The organism is Pseudomonas saponiphila, assembly GCF_900105185.1.
Lineage (GTDB): Bacteria > Pseudomonadota > Gammaproteobacteria > Pseudomonadales > Pseudomonadaceae > Aquipseudomonas > Aquipseudomonas saponiphila.
Genome location: NZ_FNTJ01000002.1, coordinates 348,852 through 368,051 on the forward strand (window position 1 = coordinate 348,852; position 19,200 = coordinate 368,051).

General features: G+C 64.0%; 24 protein-coding genes. 12 read left to right on the forward strand and 12 right to left on the reverse strand.

The features are described from left to right. Positions 1 to 7 precede the first annotated feature (7 nt). A complete protein-coding gene (ubiA, locus tag BLV47_RS23505) occupies positions 8 to 916 on the reverse strand; it encodes a 4-hydroxybenzoate octaprenyltransferase (protein WP_092318114.1) in 909 nt (302 codons plus the stop codon). A gap of 228 nt (positions 917 to 1,144) precedes the next feature. Between ubiA and BLV47_RS23510 the strand changes: the two genes are divergently transcribed. Further along, positions 1,145 to 2,146, forward strand: a complete 1,002-nt coding sequence (locus BLV47_RS23510) for a LysR family transcriptional regulator (RefSeq protein ID WP_092318117.1) — start codon at positions 1,145 to 1,147, stop codon at positions 2,144 to 2,146. A gap of 82 nt (positions 2,147 to 2,228) precedes the next feature. Further along, positions 2,229 to 2,582 (forward strand): DOPA 4,5-dioxygenase family protein, encoded by a 354-nt coding sequence (locus BLV47_RS23515; protein WP_092318120.1) that lies wholly within the window; start codon positions 2,229 to 2,231, stop codon positions 2,580 to 2,582. A 3-nt stretch (positions 2,583 to 2,585) separates the two neighbouring features. Here the strand turns inward: BLV47_RS23515 and BLV47_RS23520 are convergent, their stop codons facing one another. The 5 genes from BLV47_RS23520 to trpB form a co-directional block, all read right to left on the reverse strand. Continuing rightward, the gene (locus BLV47_RS23520) at positions 2,586 to 3,986 is read right to left on the reverse strand and encodes a flavin monoamine oxidase family protein (RefSeq protein ID WP_092318123.1); all 1,401 of its coding nucleotides are present in this window, start codon (positions 3,984 to 3,986) and stop codon (positions 2,586 to 2,588) included. 71 nt (positions 3,987 to 4,057) lie between these two features. Then, complete coding sequence (locus BLV47_RS23525; protein WP_092318126.1) at positions 4,058 to 4,744, reverse strand: FadR/GntR family transcriptional regulator; 687 nt, start codon at positions 4,742 to 4,744, stop codon at positions 4,058 to 4,060. Positions 4,745 to 4,848: 104 nt separating this feature from the next. Beyond that, positions 4,849 to 5,304, reverse strand: coding sequence for an anti-virulence regulator CigR family protein (locus BLV47_RS23530; RefSeq protein WP_092318129.1), 456 nt, complete (start codon positions 5,302 to 5,304; stop codon positions 4,849 to 4,851). Positions 5,305 to 5,426: 122 nt separating this feature from the next. Then, positions 5,427 to 6,239, reverse strand: a complete 813-nt coding sequence (trpA, locus tag BLV47_RS23535; protein WP_092318132.1) for a tryptophan synthase subunit alpha — start codon at positions 6,237 to 6,239, stop codon at positions 5,427 to 5,429. Then, positions 6,239 to 7,459, reverse strand: coding sequence for a tryptophan synthase subunit beta (gene trpB, locus BLV47_RS23540; protein ID WP_092318135.1), 1,221 nt, complete (start codon positions 7,457 to 7,459; stop codon positions 6,239 to 6,241). The genes trpA and trpB overlap by 1 nt, the downstream gene beginning before the upstream one ends. Before the next feature lie 130 nt (positions 7,460 to 7,589). Between trpB and BLV47_RS23545 the strand changes: the two genes are divergently transcribed. After that, positions 7,590 to 8,483, forward strand: coding sequence for a LysR family transcriptional regulator (locus BLV47_RS23545; protein ID WP_092318138.1), 894 nt, complete (start codon positions 7,590 to 7,592; stop codon positions 8,481 to 8,483). Here BLV47_RS23545 and BLV47_RS23550 read toward each other — a convergent pair. Then, positions 8,480 to 8,806 (reverse strand): ElaB/YgaM/YqjD family protein, encoded by a 327-nt coding sequence (locus BLV47_RS23550; RefSeq protein WP_016965135.1) that lies wholly within the window; start codon positions 8,804 to 8,806, stop codon positions 8,480 to 8,482. The genes BLV47_RS23545 and BLV47_RS23550 overlap by 4 nt on opposite strands. 157 nt (positions 8,807 to 8,963) lie before the next feature. On the opposite strand from BLV47_RS23550, the gene BLV47_RS23555 reads away from it, so the two are divergent. Together BLV47_RS23555 and BLV47_RS23560 are read left to right on the forward strand one after the other, a co-directional pair. Beyond that, a complete protein-coding gene (locus BLV47_RS23555; protein ID WP_092318141.1) occupies positions 8,964 to 9,179 on the forward strand; it encodes a dodecin in 216 nt (71 codons plus the stop codon). Positions 9,180 to 9,313: 134 nt separating this feature from the next. Next, positions 9,314 to 9,538, forward strand: coding sequence for a DUF1161 domain-containing protein (locus BLV47_RS23560; RefSeq protein ID WP_047306749.1), 225 nt, complete (start codon positions 9,314 to 9,316; stop codon positions 9,536 to 9,538). A 63-nt stretch (positions 9,539 to 9,601) separates the two neighbouring features. Here BLV47_RS23560 and BLV47_RS23565 read toward each other — a convergent pair whose 3' ends face one another. Further along, positions 9,602 to 10,603, reverse strand: a complete 1,002-nt coding sequence (locus BLV47_RS23565) for an LLM class flavin-dependent oxidoreductase (protein WP_092318144.1) — start codon at positions 10,601 to 10,603, stop codon at positions 9,602 to 9,604. Between the two features lie 241 nt (positions 10,604 to 10,844). Here BLV47_RS23565 and BLV47_RS23570 point away from each other — a divergent pair, with 241 nt between their 5' ends. Both BLV47_RS23570 and BLV47_RS23575 read left to right on the forward strand, forming a co-directional pair. Then, positions 10,845 to 11,276 carry an OsmC family protein gene (locus tag BLV47_RS23570; RefSeq protein WP_092318147.1) on the forward strand — a complete coding sequence of 144 codons (432 nt, stop codon included), beginning with the start codon at positions 10,845 to 10,847 and terminating at the stop codon, positions 11,274 to 11,276. A 151-nt stretch (positions 11,277 to 11,427) separates the two neighbouring features. Beyond that, positions 11,428 to 11,661 carry a DUF1161 domain-containing protein gene (locus BLV47_RS23575; RefSeq protein ID WP_060836850.1) on the forward strand — a complete coding sequence of 78 codons (234 nt, stop codon included), beginning with the start codon at positions 11,428 to 11,430 and terminating at the stop codon, positions 11,659 to 11,661. Positions 11,662 to 11,667: 6 nt separating this feature from the next. Here BLV47_RS23575 and BLV47_RS23580 read toward each other — a convergent pair whose 3' ends face one another. Then, positions 11,668 to 12,087, reverse strand: a complete 420-nt coding sequence (locus tag BLV47_RS23580; RefSeq protein WP_092318150.1) for a PA0061/PA0062 family lipoprotein — start codon at positions 12,085 to 12,087, stop codon at positions 11,668 to 11,670. A gap of 164 nt (positions 12,088 to 12,251) precedes the next feature. On the opposite strand from BLV47_RS23580, the gene BLV47_RS23585 reads away from it, so the two are divergent. After that, complete coding sequence (locus tag BLV47_RS23585; protein WP_092318153.1) at positions 12,252 to 13,361, forward strand: aminopeptidase; 1,110 nt, start codon at positions 12,252 to 12,254, stop codon at positions 13,359 to 13,361. A gap of 23 nt (positions 13,362 to 13,384) precedes the next feature. On the opposite strand, the gene BLV47_RS23590 is transcribed toward BLV47_RS23585, so the two are convergent. Further along, complete coding sequence (locus tag BLV47_RS23590) at positions 13,385 to 14,035, reverse strand: HAD family hydrolase (RefSeq protein ID WP_092318156.1); 651 nt, start codon at positions 14,033 to 14,035, stop codon at positions 13,385 to 13,387. Positions 14,036 to 14,063: 28 nt separating this feature from the next. Further along, entirely contained in the window at positions 14,064 to 14,612 is a 549-nt protein-coding gene (locus BLV47_RS23595) for a gamma carbonic anhydrase family protein (protein WP_092318159.1), read from the reverse strand. Between the two features lie 167 nt (positions 14,613 to 14,779). Here BLV47_RS23595 and BLV47_RS23600 point away from each other — a divergent pair, with 167 nt between their 5' ends. The 3 genes from BLV47_RS23600 to BLV47_RS23610 all read left to right on the forward strand — a co-directional run bounded on the left by BLV47_RS23600 (position 14,780) and on the right by BLV47_RS23610 (position 17,378). Then, entirely contained in the window at positions 14,780 to 14,968 is a 189-nt protein-coding gene (locus BLV47_RS23600; RefSeq protein WP_092318162.1) for a hypothetical protein, read from the forward strand. 83 nt (positions 14,969 to 15,051) lie between these two features. Then, positions 15,052 to 17,103 (forward strand): oligopeptidase A, encoded by a 2,052-nt coding sequence (gene prlC, locus BLV47_RS23605; RefSeq protein WP_092318165.1) that lies wholly within the window; start codon positions 15,052 to 15,054, stop codon positions 17,101 to 17,103. After that, positions 17,100 to 17,378: a YheV family putative zinc ribbon protein gene (locus tag BLV47_RS23610; RefSeq protein WP_060836855.1), complete on the forward strand. Its 279-nt coding sequence runs from the start codon at positions 17,100 to 17,102 to the stop codon at positions 17,376 to 17,378. Before prlC ends, BLV47_RS23610 begins: the two co-directional genes overlap by 4 nt. Before the next feature lie 119 nt (positions 17,379 to 17,497). On the opposite strand, the gene BLV47_RS23615 is transcribed toward BLV47_RS23610, so the two are convergent. Beyond that, positions 17,498 to 18,157 (reverse strand): phosphatase domain-containing protein, encoded by a 660-nt coding sequence (locus BLV47_RS23615; protein WP_092318168.1) that lies wholly within the window; start codon positions 18,155 to 18,157, stop codon positions 17,498 to 17,500. A gap of 291 nt (positions 18,158 to 18,448) precedes the next feature. On the opposite strand from BLV47_RS23615, the gene BLV47_RS23620 reads away from it, so the two are divergent. Beyond that, the gene (locus BLV47_RS23620; protein ID WP_092318171.1) at positions 18,449 to 19,198 is read left to right on the forward strand and encodes a gluconate 2-dehydrogenase subunit 3 family protein; all 750 of its coding nucleotides are present in this window, start codon (positions 18,449 to 18,451) and stop codon (positions 19,196 to 19,198) included. Positions 19,199 to 19,200: the final 2 nt, after the last annotated feature.

Genomic DNA, 19,200 nt, shown 5'->3' on the forward strand with positions numbered 1-19,200 from the left:
CCAGCGGTCAAACGATGGCCACCGAGGCGCCGACCAGTAGCAGCACGCCGATGTGGACGTTGCTGCGAAACAGCTGGTTGCAGGGCTCCGGGTGGTCCGGACTGAAGAGGCTGAGCTGGTAGGCCAGGGACAGGGCGATCGGCAGCAGCAGGATGAAAAAGCCCGGGTTGGCGCCGGCCAGCAGGCCCGCGCCGCACCAGCACAGCAGGGTCATGGCGTAGAACCCGGCGATCCAGGTCCTGCCCCGTCCGGCGAACAGCGTGGCGGTGGAGCGCAGGCCCATTTTCAGGTCGTCCTCACGGTCGCTGTAGGCATAGAGGGTGTCGTAGCCCAACTGCCAGAACAGGCAGCCCAGCCACAGCGCCAGCGCCTCGGGTTGCAGGCTGCCAGTGGTTTCCACGCTGGCCATGAGCACGCCCCAGTTGAACACCGCGCCGAGAAACGCCTGGGGCCAGTGGGTAAAGCGCTTGAGTAGCGGGTAGACCAGGGTCAGGGGCACGCAGCCCAGGGCCAGCAGCACCGTCAGGGGGTGCAGGAACAGCAGCAGCCCCGCGGCCAGCAGCAATTGCAGCGCCAGGCAGGCCAAGGCCTGTCTCTGGCTGAGTGAGCCGTTGGCCAGGGGCCGCTGGCGGGTGCGGTTGACCTGGGCGTCGAAGCGCCGGTCGAAGATGTCGTTGATGCTGCAACCGGCACTGCGCATCAGCAAGGCGCCGAGGGCGAACACCAGCACGGTGCCGACCGGGGGAATGCGCCCGGCGCAGAGGATCAGCGCGGCCAGCGCCGGCAGCAGGGTCAGCCAGGTGCCGACGGGCCGGTCCAGGCGCATCAGGCGGGCGTAGGCCTGCCAGGATCGCGGCAGGCGGGTCGCGACCCAGTCATGGGCGCGGATGTCATTGAGGTCGGGGCTTGCGGGCATCTTCGGTCCCTGAAGGTAAGCACGGTGTCGATCACAACCAAGCGCTTTCAAGTGTTCAAAAAACACTCAGGCCGGTGGCGGTCACTGAACGTCGGGCAAGCCGCTGCCGTGATCGCACGGGTTGATTTTCAGTGCCATCTGCTTGCTGGTCGGATGCGTTAAAGTTGCCCGCGCCTGCCCCTCGGGGCAAGGGAACAATCCGCAATAGCCTCCTGCAGGATCTGCAATATGCTCCGTGATGAAGTGCCCCGCGTCCCGCGTATCGACCTCAACCTGCTGCGGGTTTTCGATGCGGTCTATGAGGACCGCAGCATCCTCCTGGCCAGCAAGCGCCTGCATCTGAGCCAGTCGGCGGTGAGCCATGCGCTGACCCGGCTGCGTGAGTCCTTGCAGGACGAACTGTTTATCCGCACGGCCAGGGGCATGCAGCCTTCGGCCCGGGCCGAAGCCATCGCCGGTCCGCTGCGCGAGGCGCTGTTGACCATCCAGCGTACGGTCGGGGTGGAGGCCTTCGATCCTGCTCGGGCCACGCGCACCTTCACCCTGGCGATCAACGATTACCTGAGCTCGGTGCTGCTGGCGCCTTTGTTGCGGCGCCTGGCGCAGCAGGCCCCGGGGGTGGACCTGGTGGTGCGTCCGGTGACCCGCCTGGACCTGGCCGAGCAGATCGATGTCGGCCGCATCGATCTGGCCCTCGGGGTATTCGCCGAACTGCCGCGACGAGTGCACAGCACCTGCCTCTGGCAGCAGCAGGACGTGCTGCTGATGGACCCCGGGCATCCCTTGTTGAAATTGCCCGAAGTGACCCTGGAGGCGCTGGCCGATTGTCCATTGATCACCCTCTCGGTTGGGGGCCAGGAGGAAGGCGCGGTGAACGGCTACATTCTCGAACGGGGCCTTGCCCGGCAGTCGGAGATGTTCGATCGCCAGCGTCTGGAGCAGGCCTTCGCCAGCATCGGTCGGCAGCCGCGTTACCAGCTCACCCTGCCCCATTCCCTGGTGCTGCCGGAACTGCTGGCGCAGTCACCGCTGGTGGCAATTGTGCCGGGGCCGCTGGCCCGGGCCTTCGAGCGACGTTTCGCGCTGTGTCCACGGGCCTTGCCCCTGGCGCTGGAAGCCGCGCCGTTGATGGCGATCTGGCATGGGCGCAACAGTGCCGACCCGGCCCATGCCTGGTTGCGCCAGCAATTGCTGGAGGTGGCGGCGACGCTGTCGGCCGAGTCACATTGAACGGCTGCCATGAAGGCCTGTATCGGTCTGCATGGCGCCTGCGCAGGGGCCTTGGGCCTGAATCATTTCGTGAGGTTTTTGCATGCATCGGATCAAGGGTTATCACGCCCACGTCTACTTCGACGCCAGTACCATCGATCAAGCCCGGGCCCTGTGCGAGCAGGCGGCGCAACGGTTCCCGCTGAAGATGGGCCGGGTTCATGAACGTCCCGTGGGGCCGCATCCGGACTGGAGCTGCCAGCTGGCCTTCAAGCCTGCGCTGTTCGCCGAGCTGGTGCCCTGGCTGATGCTCAATCGCCAGGGCCTGGTGGTGCTGGTGCACCCGATCACCGGCAGCGACCTGCGCGATCATCGCGATTACCCGATGTGGATGGGCGAGGCCCGGCCGCTGGATCTCTCGGACCTCAGCGACGGGTCTGTGGATTACCAGCTCTAGGCCTCAGCACAGGGCCTGCAGCACCTCTTCGGCGGCGCGTTCGCCGGCGCGCACCGCGCCTTCAAGGTAACCGCACCAGCGCTCGGCGGTTTCGCAACCGGCCCAGTGCAGGGTGCCCAGCGCCGGCCGCAGGTGCTGGCCATGCCGGCTGAGCACCCCGGGCTTGAGTGCGCTGACGCAGCCGGCGCTCCAGGCTTCCCGCGACCAGTCCTGCTCGACATAGCCGAGCGGGTGGCGCGCCGCTTCGCCGAACAGCGCCGCCAGTTCCTCCAGCACCCGGGCACGGCGCTGCTGCGGCTGGTCGCGCAGAACCTGCGGGTCGACGAAGGCCAGCAACACCCCGCCCCGGGACGGGTCGCCCGTACTGTCGAAGGTGACCTGGACCAGGCCCTGGTCATTGCTGCTGGCGCCGCTGAGCCCGGCTTCGCGCCAGAACGGCCGTGAATAGTGCAGGTGCACTTTCATGCCGCTGTAGCCGCTCCAGTTTTCCTGCAGGGCCTGGCGTCCTGCTGGCAAGGGTGGCGAGAACTCGATCCGGCGAACATCGGCCGGCATCATCGCCACTATCGCGCGGCGGGCATGGATCAGGCCCTGGCTGCTGCGCAGGGCCAGCGACTGGTCATCGCGGGTGACGATGCGCTGCACCGGGCAGTTCAGGCGCAGTTGGCCGTCCAGCTGTTCGGCCAGCCGCAGGGAAAGCGCCTGTGCCCCACCTTGCAGACGATATTGCTGGGCCTGTTCATCAAGGGCTTCGAAGCCGCCGGCAGAAGCCAGGTAGAACAGCAGCCAGAGCAGCGATACCTTCTCCGGCTCGGTGCTCAGGGTGGTGCCTATGGTGCTGGCAACGGCTTCCCGGGCGGCCTCGCTCAAGCCCTCGCGGTCCATCCAGGCGGCGACGCTCAGGGCGTCCAGAGCTGCGGCGTCGGCGGCCAGCCAGGGCGCGCGGGTCGGCACCCGGTCGGCCATGGCCTCCAGGCGCCGTTGCACCTGCTGGCGCTGGCGCCGTGCCTCGGCGTCGTCCCGTGGGCCGCCGCCCGGCAGCAGCGGGTCGCCAGTGTCGTATTGCTCCAGTAGCGGAATATCCAGCTCTCGGGCCAGTTCCAGCACCCGGCGCTGGCTGCCGCCGATCCACTGGCCGCCGCCATCCACCCACAGGTTGTCGGCAATGGCCTGGTTCCAGGTGCGGCCGCCAACCCGGTCGCGGGCTTCCAGGACCAGCACCCGCAGGCCCGCGTCCTGCAGGGCCCGGGCGGCCACCAGCCCGGACAGGCCGGCGCCGACCACGGCTACGTCGACTTTCGCCAGCCATGGGCCGCCCGGTACACCGGCAGCGCCAGGCTGATCGTGATGGGCAGCCAGCAGCTGCCGAGGAAAACCTACAGGATTCATCAGTTGATAGCGCATGTTACCTCCACTTGGTAACCAAGTTGCCACGGCCAAAAAAAGACCGCATCCAGCGGTCGGGGGTGAAGGGTTCAGCCTCGGGAAGTGCGCACCGAAGCCAGGTAATAGGGCAAGGGGTCCTGCCGGCTCGACAGTTGCCTGGCCAGGGTCAGGTAGAACCAGCGCACGGTCTGGGGCTCGTCTTCCTGCGGTTGGGCCTTGTCGCTCCAGCGTTGCCAGAGGGCCATCTCCATTTGCAGGATGCGATTCTTCCCGGCCGCGGTTACGGCCTGCCAGAAGCGCTGGCTCAATTGTTCGGCCTGTTGTGCATCCAGGTCATCGGGATAGGCCTCCACCAACTGCAGCAGGCGTTGGCGCTGCTGGTCGCTGGCGTGGCGCGCGGCGGCTTCGAGCAACCCGGTGGCATAGAGTTCCTGGTACTCGGCCAGGTCCTGCAGCAGGTTGCGCGCGGCGTCCGATTGCAGTTTGTCGGCATGGCGCAGCAGCAGTTCCAGCACCCGGGCGTCGGCCCTGGCCGGATCGAGCACCTTGCTCGCACCGCCCTGGCGGACCTCCACCAGGCCCAGGTCCTTGAGCTTGTGCACCGCCTGGCGCACGGTGATCCGCGAAACGCCGTAGCGCTCGGCCAGCAGGCGTTCGGCGGGCAGCGCCTCACCCGGGGCCAGCAGGCCGTCGAAGATTTCCACGAACAGGCCTTGCAGCGCGGCATCGCTGGCGTGTTCGGGAGCAGGTGTCGGGGAGTCGTCGAGAGTGTTCATGGGTGGAAAATCTACTTGGTTACCAAGTTAAGTCAAGGTCATTCCCAAGCATTTTTCCACCCGGTGTCGGTGCTGGGGGCGGGGCCCCCAGGCCTCGCGCGGCGTCAGTAGAGCACGCCGTCGAGAATTTCGTAGACGATGCCGGTGCCCACGGCCATCAGGAAGATGTCGCCGCCCATGCGTCGCCATTCATAGCCCGGGTACACCGGCAGGCGTGACAGCGCGCGTCCATCCAGGCGTTCGCCATAGTAACCGCGGGGCAAGGGTTGGCCGCGCACCAGGCGGATGCCGGGAGGTGGAGGTGCGCCCCGCACGAAGTAGCCGCGATTGTCGTGGATGGTCTGGCGTACCGGGCCGAAATCCCGTGGTGGGCCACCGCGCCGGTCGTTGTCCGGGCCGCGGTGTTCGTTGCCACGATTGTCCCAATGGCCCGGCGGTGGTCCTCCGCGATCATCCCCGCGGCCATGGTCGCCGCGTTCGTCGGCCATCACGTGCAGCAACGGGCTGGCGCCGAGCATCAGCACCACGGCACCGGCAATCAGACGTTTGGGCATTTTCATCAGGCATTCCTCGCAGCACAAACAGCAAAAAGGGTTTCAGAACAGCGGTTCTGAAACCCTCGGTCTTGCCTGTTTAGTCTGCATCCAGAGGCGCTAATTCCTCTGTATCAGGAACTTTACCCTCAGCTGACGCGGGCCTGACGCACGCCTTCGGCCAGAGCCGCGCACAGGCTCAGGACACCGTCCACCGCTTGCGCGGAAGATTGGGCATTGGCGATGTGATCGATCAGCGCCGAACCCACCACCACGCCGTCTGCCAGACGGGCGATGGCCGCGGCCTGCTCCGGGGTGCGGATGCCGAAACCGATGCTGATCGGCAGGTCGGTGTGGCGACGCAAGCGGGCCACGGCCTCTTCCACGTGTTCCAGGGTCGCGGCGCCGGCACCGGTCACTCCGGCTACCGAGACGTAGTAGACAAAGCCGGAGCTGCCGTCGAGCACCTTCGGCAGGCGCGCGTCGTCGGTGGTCGGCGTGGTCAGGCGGATGAAGTCGATGCCGGCGGCCTGGGCCGGGTCGCACAGCTCGCTGTTATGTTCCGGCGGCATGTCCACCACGATCAGGCCATCTACCCCGGCGGCCTTGGCGTCGGCAATGAAGCGCGCCACGCCGTAGTGGTGGATCGGGTTGAAGTAGCCCATCAGCACCAGCGGCGTGTCGCTGTTGCCGGCGCGGAACTCGCGGACCATCTGCAGGGTTTTCGCCAGGTTTTGCTTGGCGCCAAGGGCACGGATGTTGGCCAGCTGGATCGCCGGGCCGTCGGCCATCGGGTCGGTGAAGGGCATGCCCAGCTCGATCACGTCGGCGCCGGCCGCGGGCAGGCCCTTGAGGATTTCCAGGGAGGTGTCGTAGTTCGGATCGCCGGCGGTGACGAAGGTCACCAGGGCCGCGCGGTTCTGTTCCTTCAGCTCGGCAAAGCGGGTTTGCAGGCGGCTCATCAGTATTTCTCCTGCTGGGACTGTTGCATGTGGTGCATGACGGTTTGCATGTCTTTGTCGCCACGACCCGAGAGGTTGACCACCATCAGGTGATCCTTGGGCAGGGTCGGCGCGCGCTTGAACACTTCGGCCAGGGCGTGGGCGCTTTCCAGGGCCGGGATGATGCCTTCCAGGCGGCAGCACTGGTGGAACGCGGCCAGGGCTTCGTCGTCGGTCACCGAGGTGTATTCGACGCGGCCGATATCGTGCAACCAGGCGTGTTCCGGGCCGATGCCGGGGTAGTCGAGGCCGGCGGAAATCGAGTGGGCGTCGATGATCTGGCCATCGTCGTCCTGCAGCAGGAAGGTGCGGTTGCCGTGCAGCACGCCGGGTACGCCGCCGTTGAGGCTGGCGGCGTGCTTGCCGGTCTCGATGCCGTAGCCGGCGGCTTCGACGCCGATGATCTGTACGCCTTTGTCGTCAAGGAACGGGTGGAACAGGCCCATGGCGTTGGAGCCGCCGCCGATGCACGCCACCAGGCTGTCCGGCAGGCGGCCTTCCTGGGCTTGCATCTGCTCGCGGGTTTCCTTGCCGATCACCGCCTGGAAGTCGCGGACCATGGCCGGGTACGGGTGCGGGCCGGCCACGGTGCCGATCAGGTAGAAGGTGCTGTCGACATTGGTCACCCAGTCGCGCAGGGCTTCGTTCATGGCGTCCTTGAGGGTACCGGTGCCGGCCACTACCGGGATCACTTCGGCGCCCAAAAGCTTCATGCGGAACACGTTGGCCTGCTGGCGCTCGATGTCGGTCGTGCCCATGTAGATCACGCATTGCAGGCCAAAACGTGCGGCCACGGTGGCGGTGGCCACGCCGTGCATGCCGGCGCCGGTTTCGGCGATGATGCGTTTCTTGCCCATGCGCCGGGCCAGGAGGATCTGGCCGATGCAGTTGTTGATCTTGTGCGCGCCGGTGTGGTTCAGCTCTTCGCGCTTGAGGTAGATCTTGGCGCCACCGCAGTGCTCGGTCAGGCGTTCAGCGAAGTACAGCGGGCTTGGGCGGCCGACGTAGTCGCGCTGGAAGTAGGCCAGCTCCTTGAGGAACTCGGGATCTTCCTTGGCTTTTTCGTACTCGCGGGCCAGGTCGAGGATCAGCGGCATCAGGGTTTCGGCCACGTAACGGCCGCCGAACGCGCCGAACAGGCCGTTGTCGTCTGGACCATTACGCAATTGGGACTGAGTCATTGCAGCGCTCCCGGGCAAGGGTGGGGAAAGACAGATTCGTGGAAGGACAATGGAACCCACTCTACCCCTGACACCGAAGGCTGAAAACCGATAAGATCGCCGCAACCTGTCAGGAAAACTCACCTATCCCATGAGCCGCGACCTGCCCCCCCTGAATGCCCTGCGGGCTTTCGAAGCCACTGCCCGGCTCAACAGTGTCAGCCAGGCTGCCGAACAGCTGCATGTCACCCATGGCGCGGTGAGCCGGCAGTTGAAAGTCCTGGAGGAACACCTGGGCCTGAGCCTGTTCGTCAAGGACGGACGTGGCATTAAACTCACAGATGCCGGAGTCCGCCTGCGCGATGTCAGCAGCGAGGCTTTCGAGCGCCTGCGCGACGTCTGCAGCGAGCTGACCCGAGGCAGCGCCGACGCGCCGTTCGTCCTCGGTTGCTCCGGCAGCCTGCTGGCGCGCTGGCTGATTCCGCGCCTGGGGCGCCTGAATGCCGACCTGCCGGACCTGCGTCTGCACCTCTCCGCCGGTGAAGGCGACCTGGACCCCCGGCGCCCCGGGCTGGATGCCCTGCTGGTGTTTGCCGAGCCGCCGTGGCCGGCGGACATGCAGGTCTATGAGCTGGCTTGTGAGCGCATCGGGCCGGTGCTCAGCCCGCGTTATGCCGGTTACCCGCGCCTGCGCACCGCGCCGCCCACGGCCCTTGGCGCAGAGTCGTTGCTGCATACCACGTCGCGTCCCCAGGCCTGGCCCAGCTGGGCTCGACACAACGGCATCGGCGCCGAGGCCCTGAAGTACGGGCAGGGTTTCGAGCATCTGTATTACTTGCTGGAGGCAGCGGTGGCCGGGCTTGGGGTGGCCATCGCTCCGGAGCCGCTGGTGGCCGAGGACTTGCTGGCGGGCAGGCTGGTTGCCCCGTGGGGGTTTTCCGACACCCCGGGGCAACTGGCGCTGTGGTTACCCAAGCGCGCCGCGGATGGGCGCGCCCGAGAGTTGGCGCAGTGGTTGAAAAACGAACTGCGCCAGTCGGTTTAGTTACCGCGCTTGCACAACAGGTAGGCGGCCAGCAGGCCGATGGCTCCGACCGCGACACCGGCGGTCGCCCACGGGTGTTCCTGGGCGTAGTCGCGGGTGGCGATTCCGGTTTCCCGGGTTTTCACTTTGACTTCTTCGTAGGCATCGCTGATCAGGCTGCGGGAATGCTTGAGCGCATTCTCGGCGTTGCTCTTGAGCGCCTTGAGGGTCTTGCGCGATTCGTCGGTCGCATCGTCCTTGAGGCTTTCCAGGGATTTGAGCAGGCTTTCGATCTCGGCTTCCATACTTTCCAGTGAGGCTTTGCGTAACGAGGTGTTGGCCATGTCGGCTCTCCTGCAGGGTAGTGAACGGACTCTGTAGGTTCCGACTGCGGCCGATTCGGAAAGTGCAGAAAATCTGAACTAGCCGTGAGCAATGGCGCCCCAAGTAATAAGAAAAATCACTGCTAGGCTGTAATTCACAGCAAAAAAGGAGAGCGCCATGAGTGATCATCACACCTACAAGAAAGTCGAACTGGTGGGTTCTTCGCCCAACAGCATCGAAGAGGCAATCAACAACGCGCTAGCCGAGGCGCATAAAAGCATCAAGCACCTGGAATGGTTCGAAGTGACCGAAACCCGGGGCCATATCAAGGACGGCAAGGCTGCGCATTTTCAGGTCACGCTCAAGGTCGGCTTCCGGATTGCCAATAGTTAAACGCTTGAGCTAGGCTCTGGAACTTGTGCGCTGGCCGAGTGCCATAGGAAATGGCAAAGCGCTACAACTGTCTTGAGCCTCTGTCAGGCTGGCGTCAACGCCGCCTCTTTTGATCCGACCAGGGAATGCGACCGATGAAAAAACTAGTATTAGCAGCTGCTTTGTTGAGTCTTGCGGGAACAGCCCTTGCCGCCGGCAAGCCGTGCGAGGAGCTTAAAAGCGAGATCGCCGCGAAGATCGACGCCAAGGGCGCCAAGCATTATTCGCTGGAAGTGGTCGACAAAGGCGCGGCGGCGGATGGCAAAGTGGTTGGCACCTGCGAAGCGGGTACCAAGGAGATTGTCTACAAGCGCGGTTGAGCCCCTGTAGATGCGCAAATCAAAAGCCGACGCCAGGGCGTCGGCTTTTTCATGCCTGTCATTTTAGCTTTGCATCACCTGTGACAGCAGTTCGTAGGAGTGCAGCCGATCGGCGTGCTCGTACAGATCGCAGGTGAAGATCAGCTCGTCGGCGCCGGTCTGTTCGATCAGGACTTCGAGCTTGGCGCGGATTTTCGCCGGGCTGCCGATCATCGCCAGGCCGAGGAAACTCGACACCGCTTCCTTCTCATGGGGCAGCCACAGGCCGTCCATGCTGGTCACCGGCTTGCGCTGAACCAGGCTCTGGCCGCGCATCAGCGCCAGGATCCGCTGATACACCGAGGTCGCCAGGTAGTCGGCCTGTTCATCGCTATCGGCTGCCACCAAAGGCACGCCGAGCATCACGTAGGGCTTGTCGAGCACCGCCGAAGGCTTGAAGTGGTTGCGATAGACGCGAATCGCCTCATGCAGGTAGCGCGGTGCGAAATGCGAGGCGAAGGCGTAAGGCAAGCCCCGTTCCCCGGCCAGTTGCGCGCTGAACAGGCTGGAACCGAGCAGCCACACCGGCACCTGGGTGCCGGTGCCCGGCATTGCGATCACCCGTTGTTCCGGGGTCCGTGGGCCGAGGTAGGCCATCAGTTCGGCAACGTCTTCAGGGAAGTCGTCGGCGCTGCCGGAACGCTCGCGGCGCAGGGCTCGGGCGGTCATCTGGTCGGAGCCCGGAGCACGGCCCAGGCCGAGGTCGATGCGTCCCGGGTACAGGCTTTCCAGGGTGCCGAACTGTTCGGCAATCACCAGCGGCGCATGGTTGGGCAGCATCACCCCGCCGGAGCCGACGCGAATGGTCGAGGTGCCACCCGCCAGGTAGCCGATCAGTACCGAGGTGGCGGAGCTGGCGATACCGTCCATGTTGTGGTGCTCGGCGACCCAGAAGCGCGTGTAGCCAAGCTTTTCAACGTGCTGCGCCAGGTCCAGGGAGTTGCGCAGGGACTGCCCCGGGCTGCCGTCTTCACGCACGGGCACCAGGTCGAGGGTCGAGAATTTAACAGCGGACAGCGGTTTCATAAGCCTGCTTCTCCTTGAGGGTGCGCAGGCCTTTGTCATGAGCCAAAACCTGCCGAAGTCTGTAAGTCAGATCTATGCAATGTGGGCATATACCCGAGATTCAATAGCCAGAGTGAATTTGTCGGGTAAAGAACGCCGCTGCACAGCGGCTGAACTTTGCCATCAGATCTATCCTCAGAACCCTTAGGCAACAGAAACCAGCATGGTGCGAGCTTTCGCATCGGTTCTTGAGGAGAAAGCGATGAGTATCAAAAAGAAAGCCTCGGCTCATTGGGAAGGTGATCTGAAAACCGGGATCGGCTCGATCTCGACCGAAACCGGGGTATTGCGCGAGGCCCCCTACGGCTTCAAGGCCCGTTTCGAGGGGGGCAAGGGCACCAATCCGGAGGAGTTGATCGGTGCCGCCCATGCGGGGTGCTTCTCCATGGCCTTTTCGATGATTCTCGGCGAGGCCGGGCTCAAGGCGGACAGCATCGACACCCAGGCCGAAGTGACCCTGGATCAGGTCGACGGCGGCTTCGCCATCACGGCGGTGCACCTGATCCTCAGGGCGAAGATCCCCGGCGCCAGCCAGCAGCAGTTCACCGAGTTGAGCAACAAGGCCAAGGAAGGTTGTCCGGTGTCCAAGGTGCTCAACGCCAAGATCAGCCTGAAGGCGACGCTGCTGGGCTGATGGTTGCGCTGGCAAGCCGGGTCCTGCTTCAGTTGGCAGGACCCGGCTTGCCGGCGAATGCGTCTGTGCGACGCACAAGCACCTGTGGTCGAATACGCGACGGCGGCTTCAGTGCACCCTCGTGCGCGCCGCAGCAAGGGAGCTTTAGATCATGAAACGTTTTGCCTTGGCGGTTGCAAGTTGCGCGCTGGCCACATCGGCCCTCGCCGCCCCCAAGCCTTGTGATGAACTCAAGGCCGAGATCGAAGCCAAGATCCAGGCTCAGGGCGTGCCTTCCTACACGCTGGAAATCGTCACCAACGACGAAGTCCACGACAACAACATGGTGGTCGGCAGCTGTGAGAACGGCACCAAGAAGATCATCTACCAGAAGAACGATCGCTGAGGCCGATCAGGGCACGCAGTTGAACGTGCGTTCCTCGGCGACGATCTTGCCCTTGGCGTCGTACAGCCGGGCGCTGGGGGTGAAGGCCAGGTTGCGCGCCTCCAGGCGATAGCGCTGGCCGGCCTGGAAGTGGTCGTAGCGCAGGCTCAGGTAGCACAGGCGCTCTTGAGGGTCGTTGTTCATGCCCATGCCGCCGCTGAACACTTCGAAGTCGAAGCGCACCATCAATTCGTGGCTGCCGGGGCTGACCTGGAAGTAGCGACCATCTTTGAGGCGCTGGTTGTCCAGGCGCTCGGCCATGATCAGTTTGCCACCCGGGGTTGGCGTGGCCAGGTCGATCCAGGCCTGTTGCGGATCGACATTGGGCAAGGGGCTGGAACAGGCGCCGAGGGCGGCGAGACTGAGGATGAGTAGTAGCTGGCGCATGACAGTGGCCGATTGAGCGTGGGGAATCCGAGCATAACGCTGATCAACGACCTTGGCAGCCCGCTGGTCGTGTTGCCTGGCATGTTGCGCGACGTCACGGGTGCCTGGCGCAGTGTCGGGCTGGCGAGATAGTCTTGCCGACAGATTTTTTCGGATGACGCACATTGAACAGGCCGCCTTCTTGCCATCGGATACGTGCTGCCCTTTCGCGTGTCCTGCTGCCGATCCTGGTGCTTGGCCTGCTCAGTGGCTGCAGCAGCCTGGGGTACTACGGCCAGCTGGCCAGCGGACAGTTGCAGCTGTTGCGGGCGCGCACCCCGGTGGCCGAGGTGCTGGCAGATCCCACCCGTGACCCGACCCTGCGGGCCCATCTGGCGCAGTCGCAACAGGCCCGGGACTTTGCCAGCCGGCACCTGCACCTGCCGGACAATCGCAGCTACCGGCTGTACGTCGACATCGGCCGGCCCTATGTGGTGTGGAATGTGTTCGCCACGCCGGAGTTTTCCCTGAACCCGCAGACCCACTGCTTTCCCATTGCCGGTTGCGTGGCCTATCGCGGCTATTACAGCCAGGGTGCGGCTCGCGGCGAGGCGGCGCTGCAGCGGCAACAAGGCATGGACGTGGCGATTGGCGGGGTGGAGGCCTATTCGACCCTGGGCTGGTTCGATGACCCGATCATCAGTTCGATGATGCACTGGGGCGATGAACGCCTGGCGACCCTGATCTTCCATGAGCTGGCGCATCAGCGCTTCTATGTGAAGGACGACACCCAGTTCAACGAATCCTTCGCCACCTTCGTCGAGCAAGAAGGCACCCGGCAATGGCGGGCCTACCGTGGGCTGGCGCCCCAGGATAACGCCGACGTGCGCCAGCGCGATCAGTTCATCCAGCTGTTGCTGGACACGCGCCAGCGCCTGGAGCGCTTGTACGCCCTGCCCTTGCCCGCCGAGCAGATGCGCCAGCGCAAGGCGCAGGCCTTCGACAGGTTGCGCCGGGATTACCGGCAGATGCGCGACAGTCAGTGGGCCGGTTCCAAGCGCTATGACGCCTGGATCGACCAGCCGCTGAACAACGCCCGGTTGCTGCCCTTTGGCCTGTATGACCAGTGGGTGCCGGCGTTTGCCGCGCTGTTCAAGCAGGTCGATAGAGACTGGCCGAGGTTCTTCCTTGCGGTGGAGAAGCTGGGGCGCCTGCCGGCCGAACAGCGCAAGGCCGATTTGCTGAAGCTGCAGACGGCCTTCGCCGAGCAGCCGGCACCTGCACCGGACCTGTAGCCGCCGGTCGGCGAGCCTCAGCCCTAGCGCCGCAAAAACGCCTGATGCAACTCGGCCAGTGTCTCAAAGTAATAGGCCGGCGCCTCGGCACTCAACTCCTCGCGGCTGCCAAAGCCATAGCTCACCGCTGCCGCGTCCAGGCCGTTGCGCCGGGCACCGATCAGGTCGTGCTTGCGGTCGCCGATCATCAGGGTGTTGGCCGGGTCGAGTTGTTCCTGCTCCAGCAAATGCGCGATCAGTTCGACCTTGTCAGTGCGGGTACCGTCCAGTTCGCTGCCGTAGATCACCTTGAAGTGCTTGGCGAAGTCGAAGTGGCGGGCGATTTCCCGGGCGAAGATCCAGGGTTTTGAGGTCGCGATGTACAGCTGCCGCCCTTGTCCGCCGAGGGTTTCCAGCAGCGGCATGACACCGTCGAAAACCCGGTTCTCATACAGGCCGGTGACCTTGAAACGTTCGCGATAGAAACTCAGCGCCTCCCAGGCCCGGGCCTCGTCGAAGCCGTAGAACTGCATGAAGGCCTGCAGCAGCGGCGGGCCGATGAAGTGTTCCAGCTTGGTCAGGTCCGGCTCGTCGATACCCAGCTGGCCCAGGGCGAACTGGATCGAGCGGGTGATGCCCTCGCGAGGGTCGGTAAGGGTGCCATCGAGGTCGAACAGTACGTTTTGGTAATGCATGGGAATTCCAGGGCAGTGCAAGGGTTGATCAGGGCCGGTCGTAGCCTTCGGCCAGGTGCAGGTCCTTGAGTTTCACGTAGTTGGCGGCGCTGTAGGTGAAGAACGCCCGCTCCTTGTCGGTCAGCGGGCGCGCCTGCTTCACCGGGCTGCCGACATACAGGAAGCCGCTTTCCAGGCGCTTGCCCGGTGGCACCAGGCTGCCGGCGCCGACTATCACTTCGTCTTCCACCACCGCACCGTCCATGACGATGCTGCCCATGCCAATCAGTACCCGGTTGCCGATGCTGCAGCCGTGGAGCATGACTTTGTGGGCGATGGTCACATCGTCGCCGATCAGCAGCGGGAAGCCCTCGGGGTTGAACGGGCCGGCGTGGGTGATGTGCAGCACGCTGGCATCCTGCACGCTGGTGCGCGCGCCGATGCGGATGCGGTGCATGTCGCCGCGGATCACCGTCAGGGGCCAGACCGAGCTGTCGGCGCCGATTTGCACGTCGCCGATGACCACCGCCGAGTGGTCGACAAAGGCTCGCTCGCCCAGGCGTGGGGTTACGCCCTGGTATGTTCTTATCGCGTTCATGGACAGTCCTGTGGCCGCTTTGCGCGCCGAAGGTAATTGGAGAGGGTGGTCATTTGTTGGATAAAAGCGTCGAAAATTCAGGAATTACCGGGATAAAACGGCTTTTTTGGCTAAAATGTCAATAATCTGGCATAGTGGCTGGCCGTCTCTGGAAAAGGAGTGTGTTTATGACTACCTTGCGTTTCAGATCCTCTGCAAGCAAGGCAGGAAATAAAGCGGCTGTTGAAACCCGTGAATCGATCGCCGCCCATGTCGCGGTCTATCTTCATCGCGGCGGACAGATTCAGAAGATCGCCAGAGGCATCAGCGGTCTACCCAAGAACGGCTCCTGGAATGCAAACAGGAGACGAAAATAATTTCCGGAGGGGGCTTGCGCCCCCTCGCTGTTTCTTGCTGCTCTATTAAACCTCTACCCAGACGCAATCTACAGGTGAATGCCTTGAGCTCCAGCAATCCCCTCCTGCAGGACTTCGACCTGCCGCCCTATTCCGCCATCCGTCCCGAGCATGTCCAGCCTGCCATCGAGACCCTGCTGGCCGACAACCGCGCGGCGATCGCGCAACTGCTTGAGCAGCAACAGGGCACGCCGACCTGGCAGGGCCTGGTACTGGCACTGGACGAACTGGGTGCCCGCCTGGGACGCGCGTGGAGCCCAGTGAGCCACCTGAACGCCGTGTGCAACAGCCCCGAGCTGCGCAGCGCCTACGAGGCTTGCCTGCCCATGCTGTCCGAGTACTGGACCGAGCAGGGGCAGAACCGCGAGCTCTTCAAGGCTTACGAGGCCCTGGCGAACAGCCCCGAGGCCGCGGGTTTCGATGTGGCGCAAAAGACCATTCTCGAACACACCCTGCGGGATTTCCGCTTGTCCGGCATCGACCTGCCGGCGGACCAGCAGCAGCGCTATGGCGAAATCCAGATGAAGCTGTCCGAGCTGGGCAGCCGTTTCTCCAACCAGTTGCTGGACGCCACCCAGGCCTGGACCAAGCACATCACCGATGAGGCGGCCCTGGCCGGCCTGACCGACTCGGCCAAGGCTCAGATGGCCGCCGCGGCCCAGGCCAAGGGCCTGGAAGGCTGGCTGATCACTCTGGAATTCCCCAGCTACTACGCGGTAATGACCTACGCCCAGGACCGTGCCCTGCGTGAAGAGGTCTATGCCGCCTACTGCACCCGGGCGTCGGATCAAGGCCCTAACGCCGGTCAGAACGATAACGGCCCGGTGATGGAAGAAATCCTCGACCTGCGTCAGGAACTGGCCAGGCTCCTGGGCTTTGCCAGCTTTTCCGAACTCAGCCTGGCCACCAAGATGGCCGAGTCCAGCGATCAGGTGCTGAGTTTCCTGCGGGACCTGGCCAAGCGCAGCAAACCGTTCGCCGCCCGGGACCTGGAACAGCTCAAGGCCTATGCCGCCGAACAGGGCTGCCCCGACCTGCAAAGCTGGGACAGCGGTTTCTATGGCGAGAAGCTGCGCGAGCAGCGTTACAGCGTTTCCCAGGAAGCCTTGCGCGCCTATTTCCCCATCGACAAGGTGCTCACCGGCCTGTTCGCCATCGTCCAGCGCCTGTACGGCATCGAGATCGCCGAGCAGCAAGGCTTCGACAGCTGGCACCCGGACGTGCGTCTGTTCGAGATCAAGGAAAACGGCCAGCACGTCGGTCGCTTCTTCTTCGACCTCTATGCCCGTGCCAACAAGCGTGGTGGTGCCTGGATGGACGGCGCCCGTGATCGTCGCCGCACCCTTGGCGGTGAGTTGCAGAGTCCGGTGGCCAACCTGGTGTGCAACTTCACTCCGGCCGACAGCGGCAAGCCTGCGCTGCTGACCCACGACGAAGTCACCACCCTGTTCCACGAATTCGGCCATGGCCTGCACCACCTGCTGACCCGGGTCGAGCATGCCGGGGTTTCCGGGATCAATGGCGTGGCCTGGGACGCGGTGGAACTGCCGAGCCAGTTCATGGAGAACTGGTGCTGGGAGCCCGAGGGCCTGGCGCTGATCTCCGGCCACTACGAAACCGGCGAGCCGCTGCCCCAGGATCTGCTGCAGAAGATGCTGGCGGCGAAGAACTTCCAGTCCGGGCTGATGATGGTGCGCCAGCTGGAATTCTCGCTGTTCGACTTCGAACTGCATGCCACCCATGGCGACGGCCGCAGCGTGCTGCAGGTGCTGGAAACCGTGCGCGACGAGGTTTCGGTGATGCGCCCGCCGGCCTACAACCGCTTCCCCAACAGCTTTGCGCACATTTTCGCCGGCGGTTATGCCGCGGGTTACTACAGCTACAAGTGGGCCGAAGTGCTGTCGGCCGACGCCTTCTCCAGGTTCGAGGAAGACGGTGTGCTCAACCCGGACACCGGGCGTGCGTTCCGCGAGGCGATCCTGGCCCGTGGCGGTTCCCAGGAGCCGATGGTGCTGTTCGTCGATTTCCGCGGACGGGCGCCGTCGATTGACGCACTCTTGCGCCATAGCGGCCTCAGCGAGGACGCGGCAGCATGAGTGATGCACCCGTGAAGACCAAGAAACGCTTTATCGCCGGGGCGGTGTGCCCGGCGTGCAGTGAGCAGGACAAGCTGATGATGTGGAGCGAGGACGACGTGCCCCATCGCGAATGCGTGGCCTGTGGCTATGCCGACACCCTCAACGCCCAGGGGCTGTCGGTGCCCAAGGAACTGGGAACCCGGGTCAACCACGCGGCTCCCAAGGCCGCCGACACCAAGGTGCAATCGGTGCAGTTTTTCCCCAACCCCAAGTTGAAGAAAAAAACCGACTGACCAGGCAGTAAAAAGCCGGCTCCCCCGTGGGAGCCGGCTTGCCGGCGAAGCGATTCGCCACCCTTACCTTGCCACCTGCGCTTTCGCGAGCAAGCTCGCTCCTACAGAGGGTGCGGTGCTTAGTGGCTCAGCGGCTTGGTCGCGCCCACTGTTTCGAACCAGCTCTTCACCGAACAGGTGGCGAACACGCTGGTGCTGCAGTCGCCATTGGCCAGCGCGGTGCGCAACTTGTCGACATCAGCCTGCATCATGTAGCGAATGCCGTCCTTGAAGTGGGAACTGTCGCCAAATCCGCCCTGCGTCATTTCATTCAGTGCTTCCTCTTTGCTCCAACCCTGGACCACCACCCGATACATGGCCGACATCAGGCCGGTGCGGTCCGAGCCGTGTTTGCAGTGCATCAGCACCGGGCCCTGGGTTTCGGCGCTCTGGATGGCGCGCAGGGCCTTGAGCACGTCGGCGTCATCCACGTGGTTGGTGCGGTAGGGCAACTGCACCTGGTTGATACCCGGACTCGACAGCCAGCTGGAGTCGGACTCCGGAAGGAAGTTGATCACGGTCCCGACCTTGAGTTTTTCCAGCAGGGGCACCGCACCCTTGTCCGGCAGGGCGCTGCGGTACAGGGTCGGCGACATCTGATACAGGTTGTATTGCTTCTCCACCGGTTGGGCCCATTGCTCCGGGCGATTGGCGGGAGTATCGGCAGCCTGGGCCTGCGGTCCGGCGATCAGTGCCAGCAGCGACAGACAAAGTGCAGGAATGAAGCGGGTTCTGGACATGTGAGGGTCACTGATTGAGGGCATTGAATGTCATGCAGTGTCCGCTGCGTTCGGTCAAAGCCCTGTGAGCCCGCTGTCAAAGAAATGTGAAGCTGATGGGCCGCATTCGGCCGCTTGCGATCTTTTTCCGCCTGAAACGATTCATCCAGATGCTTAGCCTGCTACCATTTGTAACCAAAGTTTGCTGATGTGTTCATCCACCGGGCCCGGCCCGGCTTTTTGCGTTGCCCAAACATAAAGTCGCGCCATGACGCGGCTGACCAATCCATCAATGCCTGATGAGGTGCACCGATGTCCGATCAAGATCGAGACAACCCGCGGCGTGAGTTCTTGCGTAAATCCCTGACCTTGATCCCCGTGGTCACTGTTGCCAGTACCGGCCTGGGCAGTTCCATGCTGGCGGCGGCCCCCGAGGAGGTCTCCCCAGCCAGGCCGGCGTCGGCCAAGCTGCCCAGCGCCAGCCTGAGCTATGAACCAAGCTACTTCAGCGCCGAAGAGTGGGCCTTCATCAAGGCCGCGGTGGAACGCCTGATCCCGGCGGACGAAATGGGGCCAGGTGCCCTGGAAGCCGGGGTGCCGGAGTACATCGACCGACAAATGAACACGCCCTACGCCGCCGGTGCCCTGTGGTACATGCAAGGCCCGTTCAAGGCCGACGCCGCGCCGGAGATGGGCTGGCAGAGCAAGCTGGTACCCAAGGACATCTATCGCCTGGGCATTGCCGCTGTGGATGCATGGTGCAAAGACCTCAAGGGTCAAGTTTTTGCCGCGCAAGACAGCGCTACCCGAGACGCTTTGCTCAAGCAGCTGGAGGCCGGAACCCCGCAATTCGAGGCAGTCCCGGCCAAGCTTTTCTTCAATCTGCTGTTGCAGAACACCAAGGAAGGCTTCTTCAGCGATCCGATCCACGGCGGCAACAAGGGCCTGGTGGGTTGGACCCTGATCGGCTTTCCCGGCGCGCGCGCCGATTTCATGGACTGGGTGGAGCGCAACGAGCAATACCCCTTCCCGGCAGTATCGATTCGCGGCGAGAGGGCTTGAGC

Coding starts and splice junctions, on each gene's coding strand:
- BLV47_RS23620 (WP_092318171.1), top strand. CDS start 18,449: ATGTCCGATCAAGATCGAGACAACCCGCGGCGTGAGTTCTTGCGTAAA.
- BLV47_RS23580 (WP_092318150.1), bottom strand. CDS start 12,087: ATGCGCCAGCTACTACTCATCCTCAGTCTCGCCGCCCTCGGCGCCTGT.
- BLV47_RS23575 (WP_060836850.1), top strand. CDS start 11,428: ATGAAACGTTTTGCCTTGGCGGTTGCAAGTTGCGCGCTGGCCACATCG.
- BLV47_RS23590 (WP_092318156.1), bottom strand. CDS start 14,035: ATGCATTACCAAAACGTACTGTTCGACCTCGATGGCACCCTTACCGAC.
- BLV47_RS23560 (WP_047306749.1), top strand. CDS start 9,314: ATGAAAAAACTAGTATTAGCAGCTGCTTTGTTGAGTCTTGCGGGAACA.
- BLV47_RS23525 (WP_092318126.1), bottom strand. CDS start 4,744: ATGAACACTCTCGACGACTCCCCGACACCTGCTCCCGAACACGCCAGC.
- ubiA (WP_092318114.1), bottom strand. CDS start 916: ATGCCCGCAAGCCCCGACCTCAATGACATCCGCGCCCATGACTGGGTC.
- BLV47_RS23550 (WP_016965135.1), bottom strand. CDS start 8,806: ATGGCCAACACCTCGTTACGCAAAGCCTCACTGGAAAGTATGGAAGCC.
- BLV47_RS23510 (WP_092318117.1), top strand. CDS start 1,145: ATGCTCCGTGATGAAGTGCCCCGCGTCCCGCGTATCGACCTCAACCTG.
- BLV47_RS23545 (WP_092318138.1), top strand. CDS start 7,590: ATGAGCCGCGACCTGCCCCCCCTGAATGCCCTGCGGGCTTTCGAAGCC.
- BLV47_RS23595 (WP_092318159.1), bottom strand. CDS start 14,612: ATGAACGCGATAAGAACATACCAGGGCGTAACCCCACGCCTGGGCGAG.
- BLV47_RS23555 (WP_092318141.1), top strand. CDS start 8,964: ATGAGTGATCATCACACCTACAAGAAAGTCGAACTGGTGGGTTCTTCG.
- BLV47_RS23520 (WP_092318123.1), bottom strand. CDS start 3,986: ATGCGCTATCAACTGATGAATCCTGTAGGTTTTCCTCGGCAGCTGCTG.
- BLV47_RS23610 (WP_060836855.1), top strand. CDS start 17,100: ATGAGTGATGCACCCGTGAAGACCAAGAAACGCTTTATCGCCGGGGCG.
- trpA (WP_092318132.1), bottom strand. CDS start 6,239: ATGAGCCGCCTGCAAACCCGCTTTGCCGAGCTGAAGGAACAGAACCGC.
- trpB (WP_092318135.1), bottom strand. CDS start 7,459: ATGACTCAGTCCCAATTGCGTAATGGTCCAGACGACAACGGCCTGTTC.
- BLV47_RS23565 (WP_092318144.1), bottom strand. CDS start 10,603: ATGAAACCGCTGTCCGCTGTTAAATTCTCGACCCTCGACCTGGTGCCC.
- BLV47_RS23600 (WP_092318162.1), top strand. CDS start 14,780: ATGACTACCTTGCGTTTCAGATCCTCTGCAAGCAAGGCAGGAAATAAA.
- BLV47_RS23570 (WP_092318147.1), top strand. CDS start 10,845: ATGAGTATCAAAAAGAAAGCCTCGGCTCATTGGGAAGGTGATCTGAAA.
- BLV47_RS23515 (WP_092318120.1), top strand. CDS start 2,229: ATGCATCGGATCAAGGGTTATCACGCCCACGTCTACTTCGACGCCAGT.
- BLV47_RS23615 (WP_092318168.1), bottom strand. CDS start 18,157: ATGTCCAGAACCCGCTTCATTCCTGCACTTTGTCTGTCGCTGCTGGCA.
- BLV47_RS23530 (WP_092318129.1), bottom strand. CDS start 5,304: ATGAAAATGCCCAAACGTCTGATTGCCGGTGCCGTGGTGCTGATGCTC.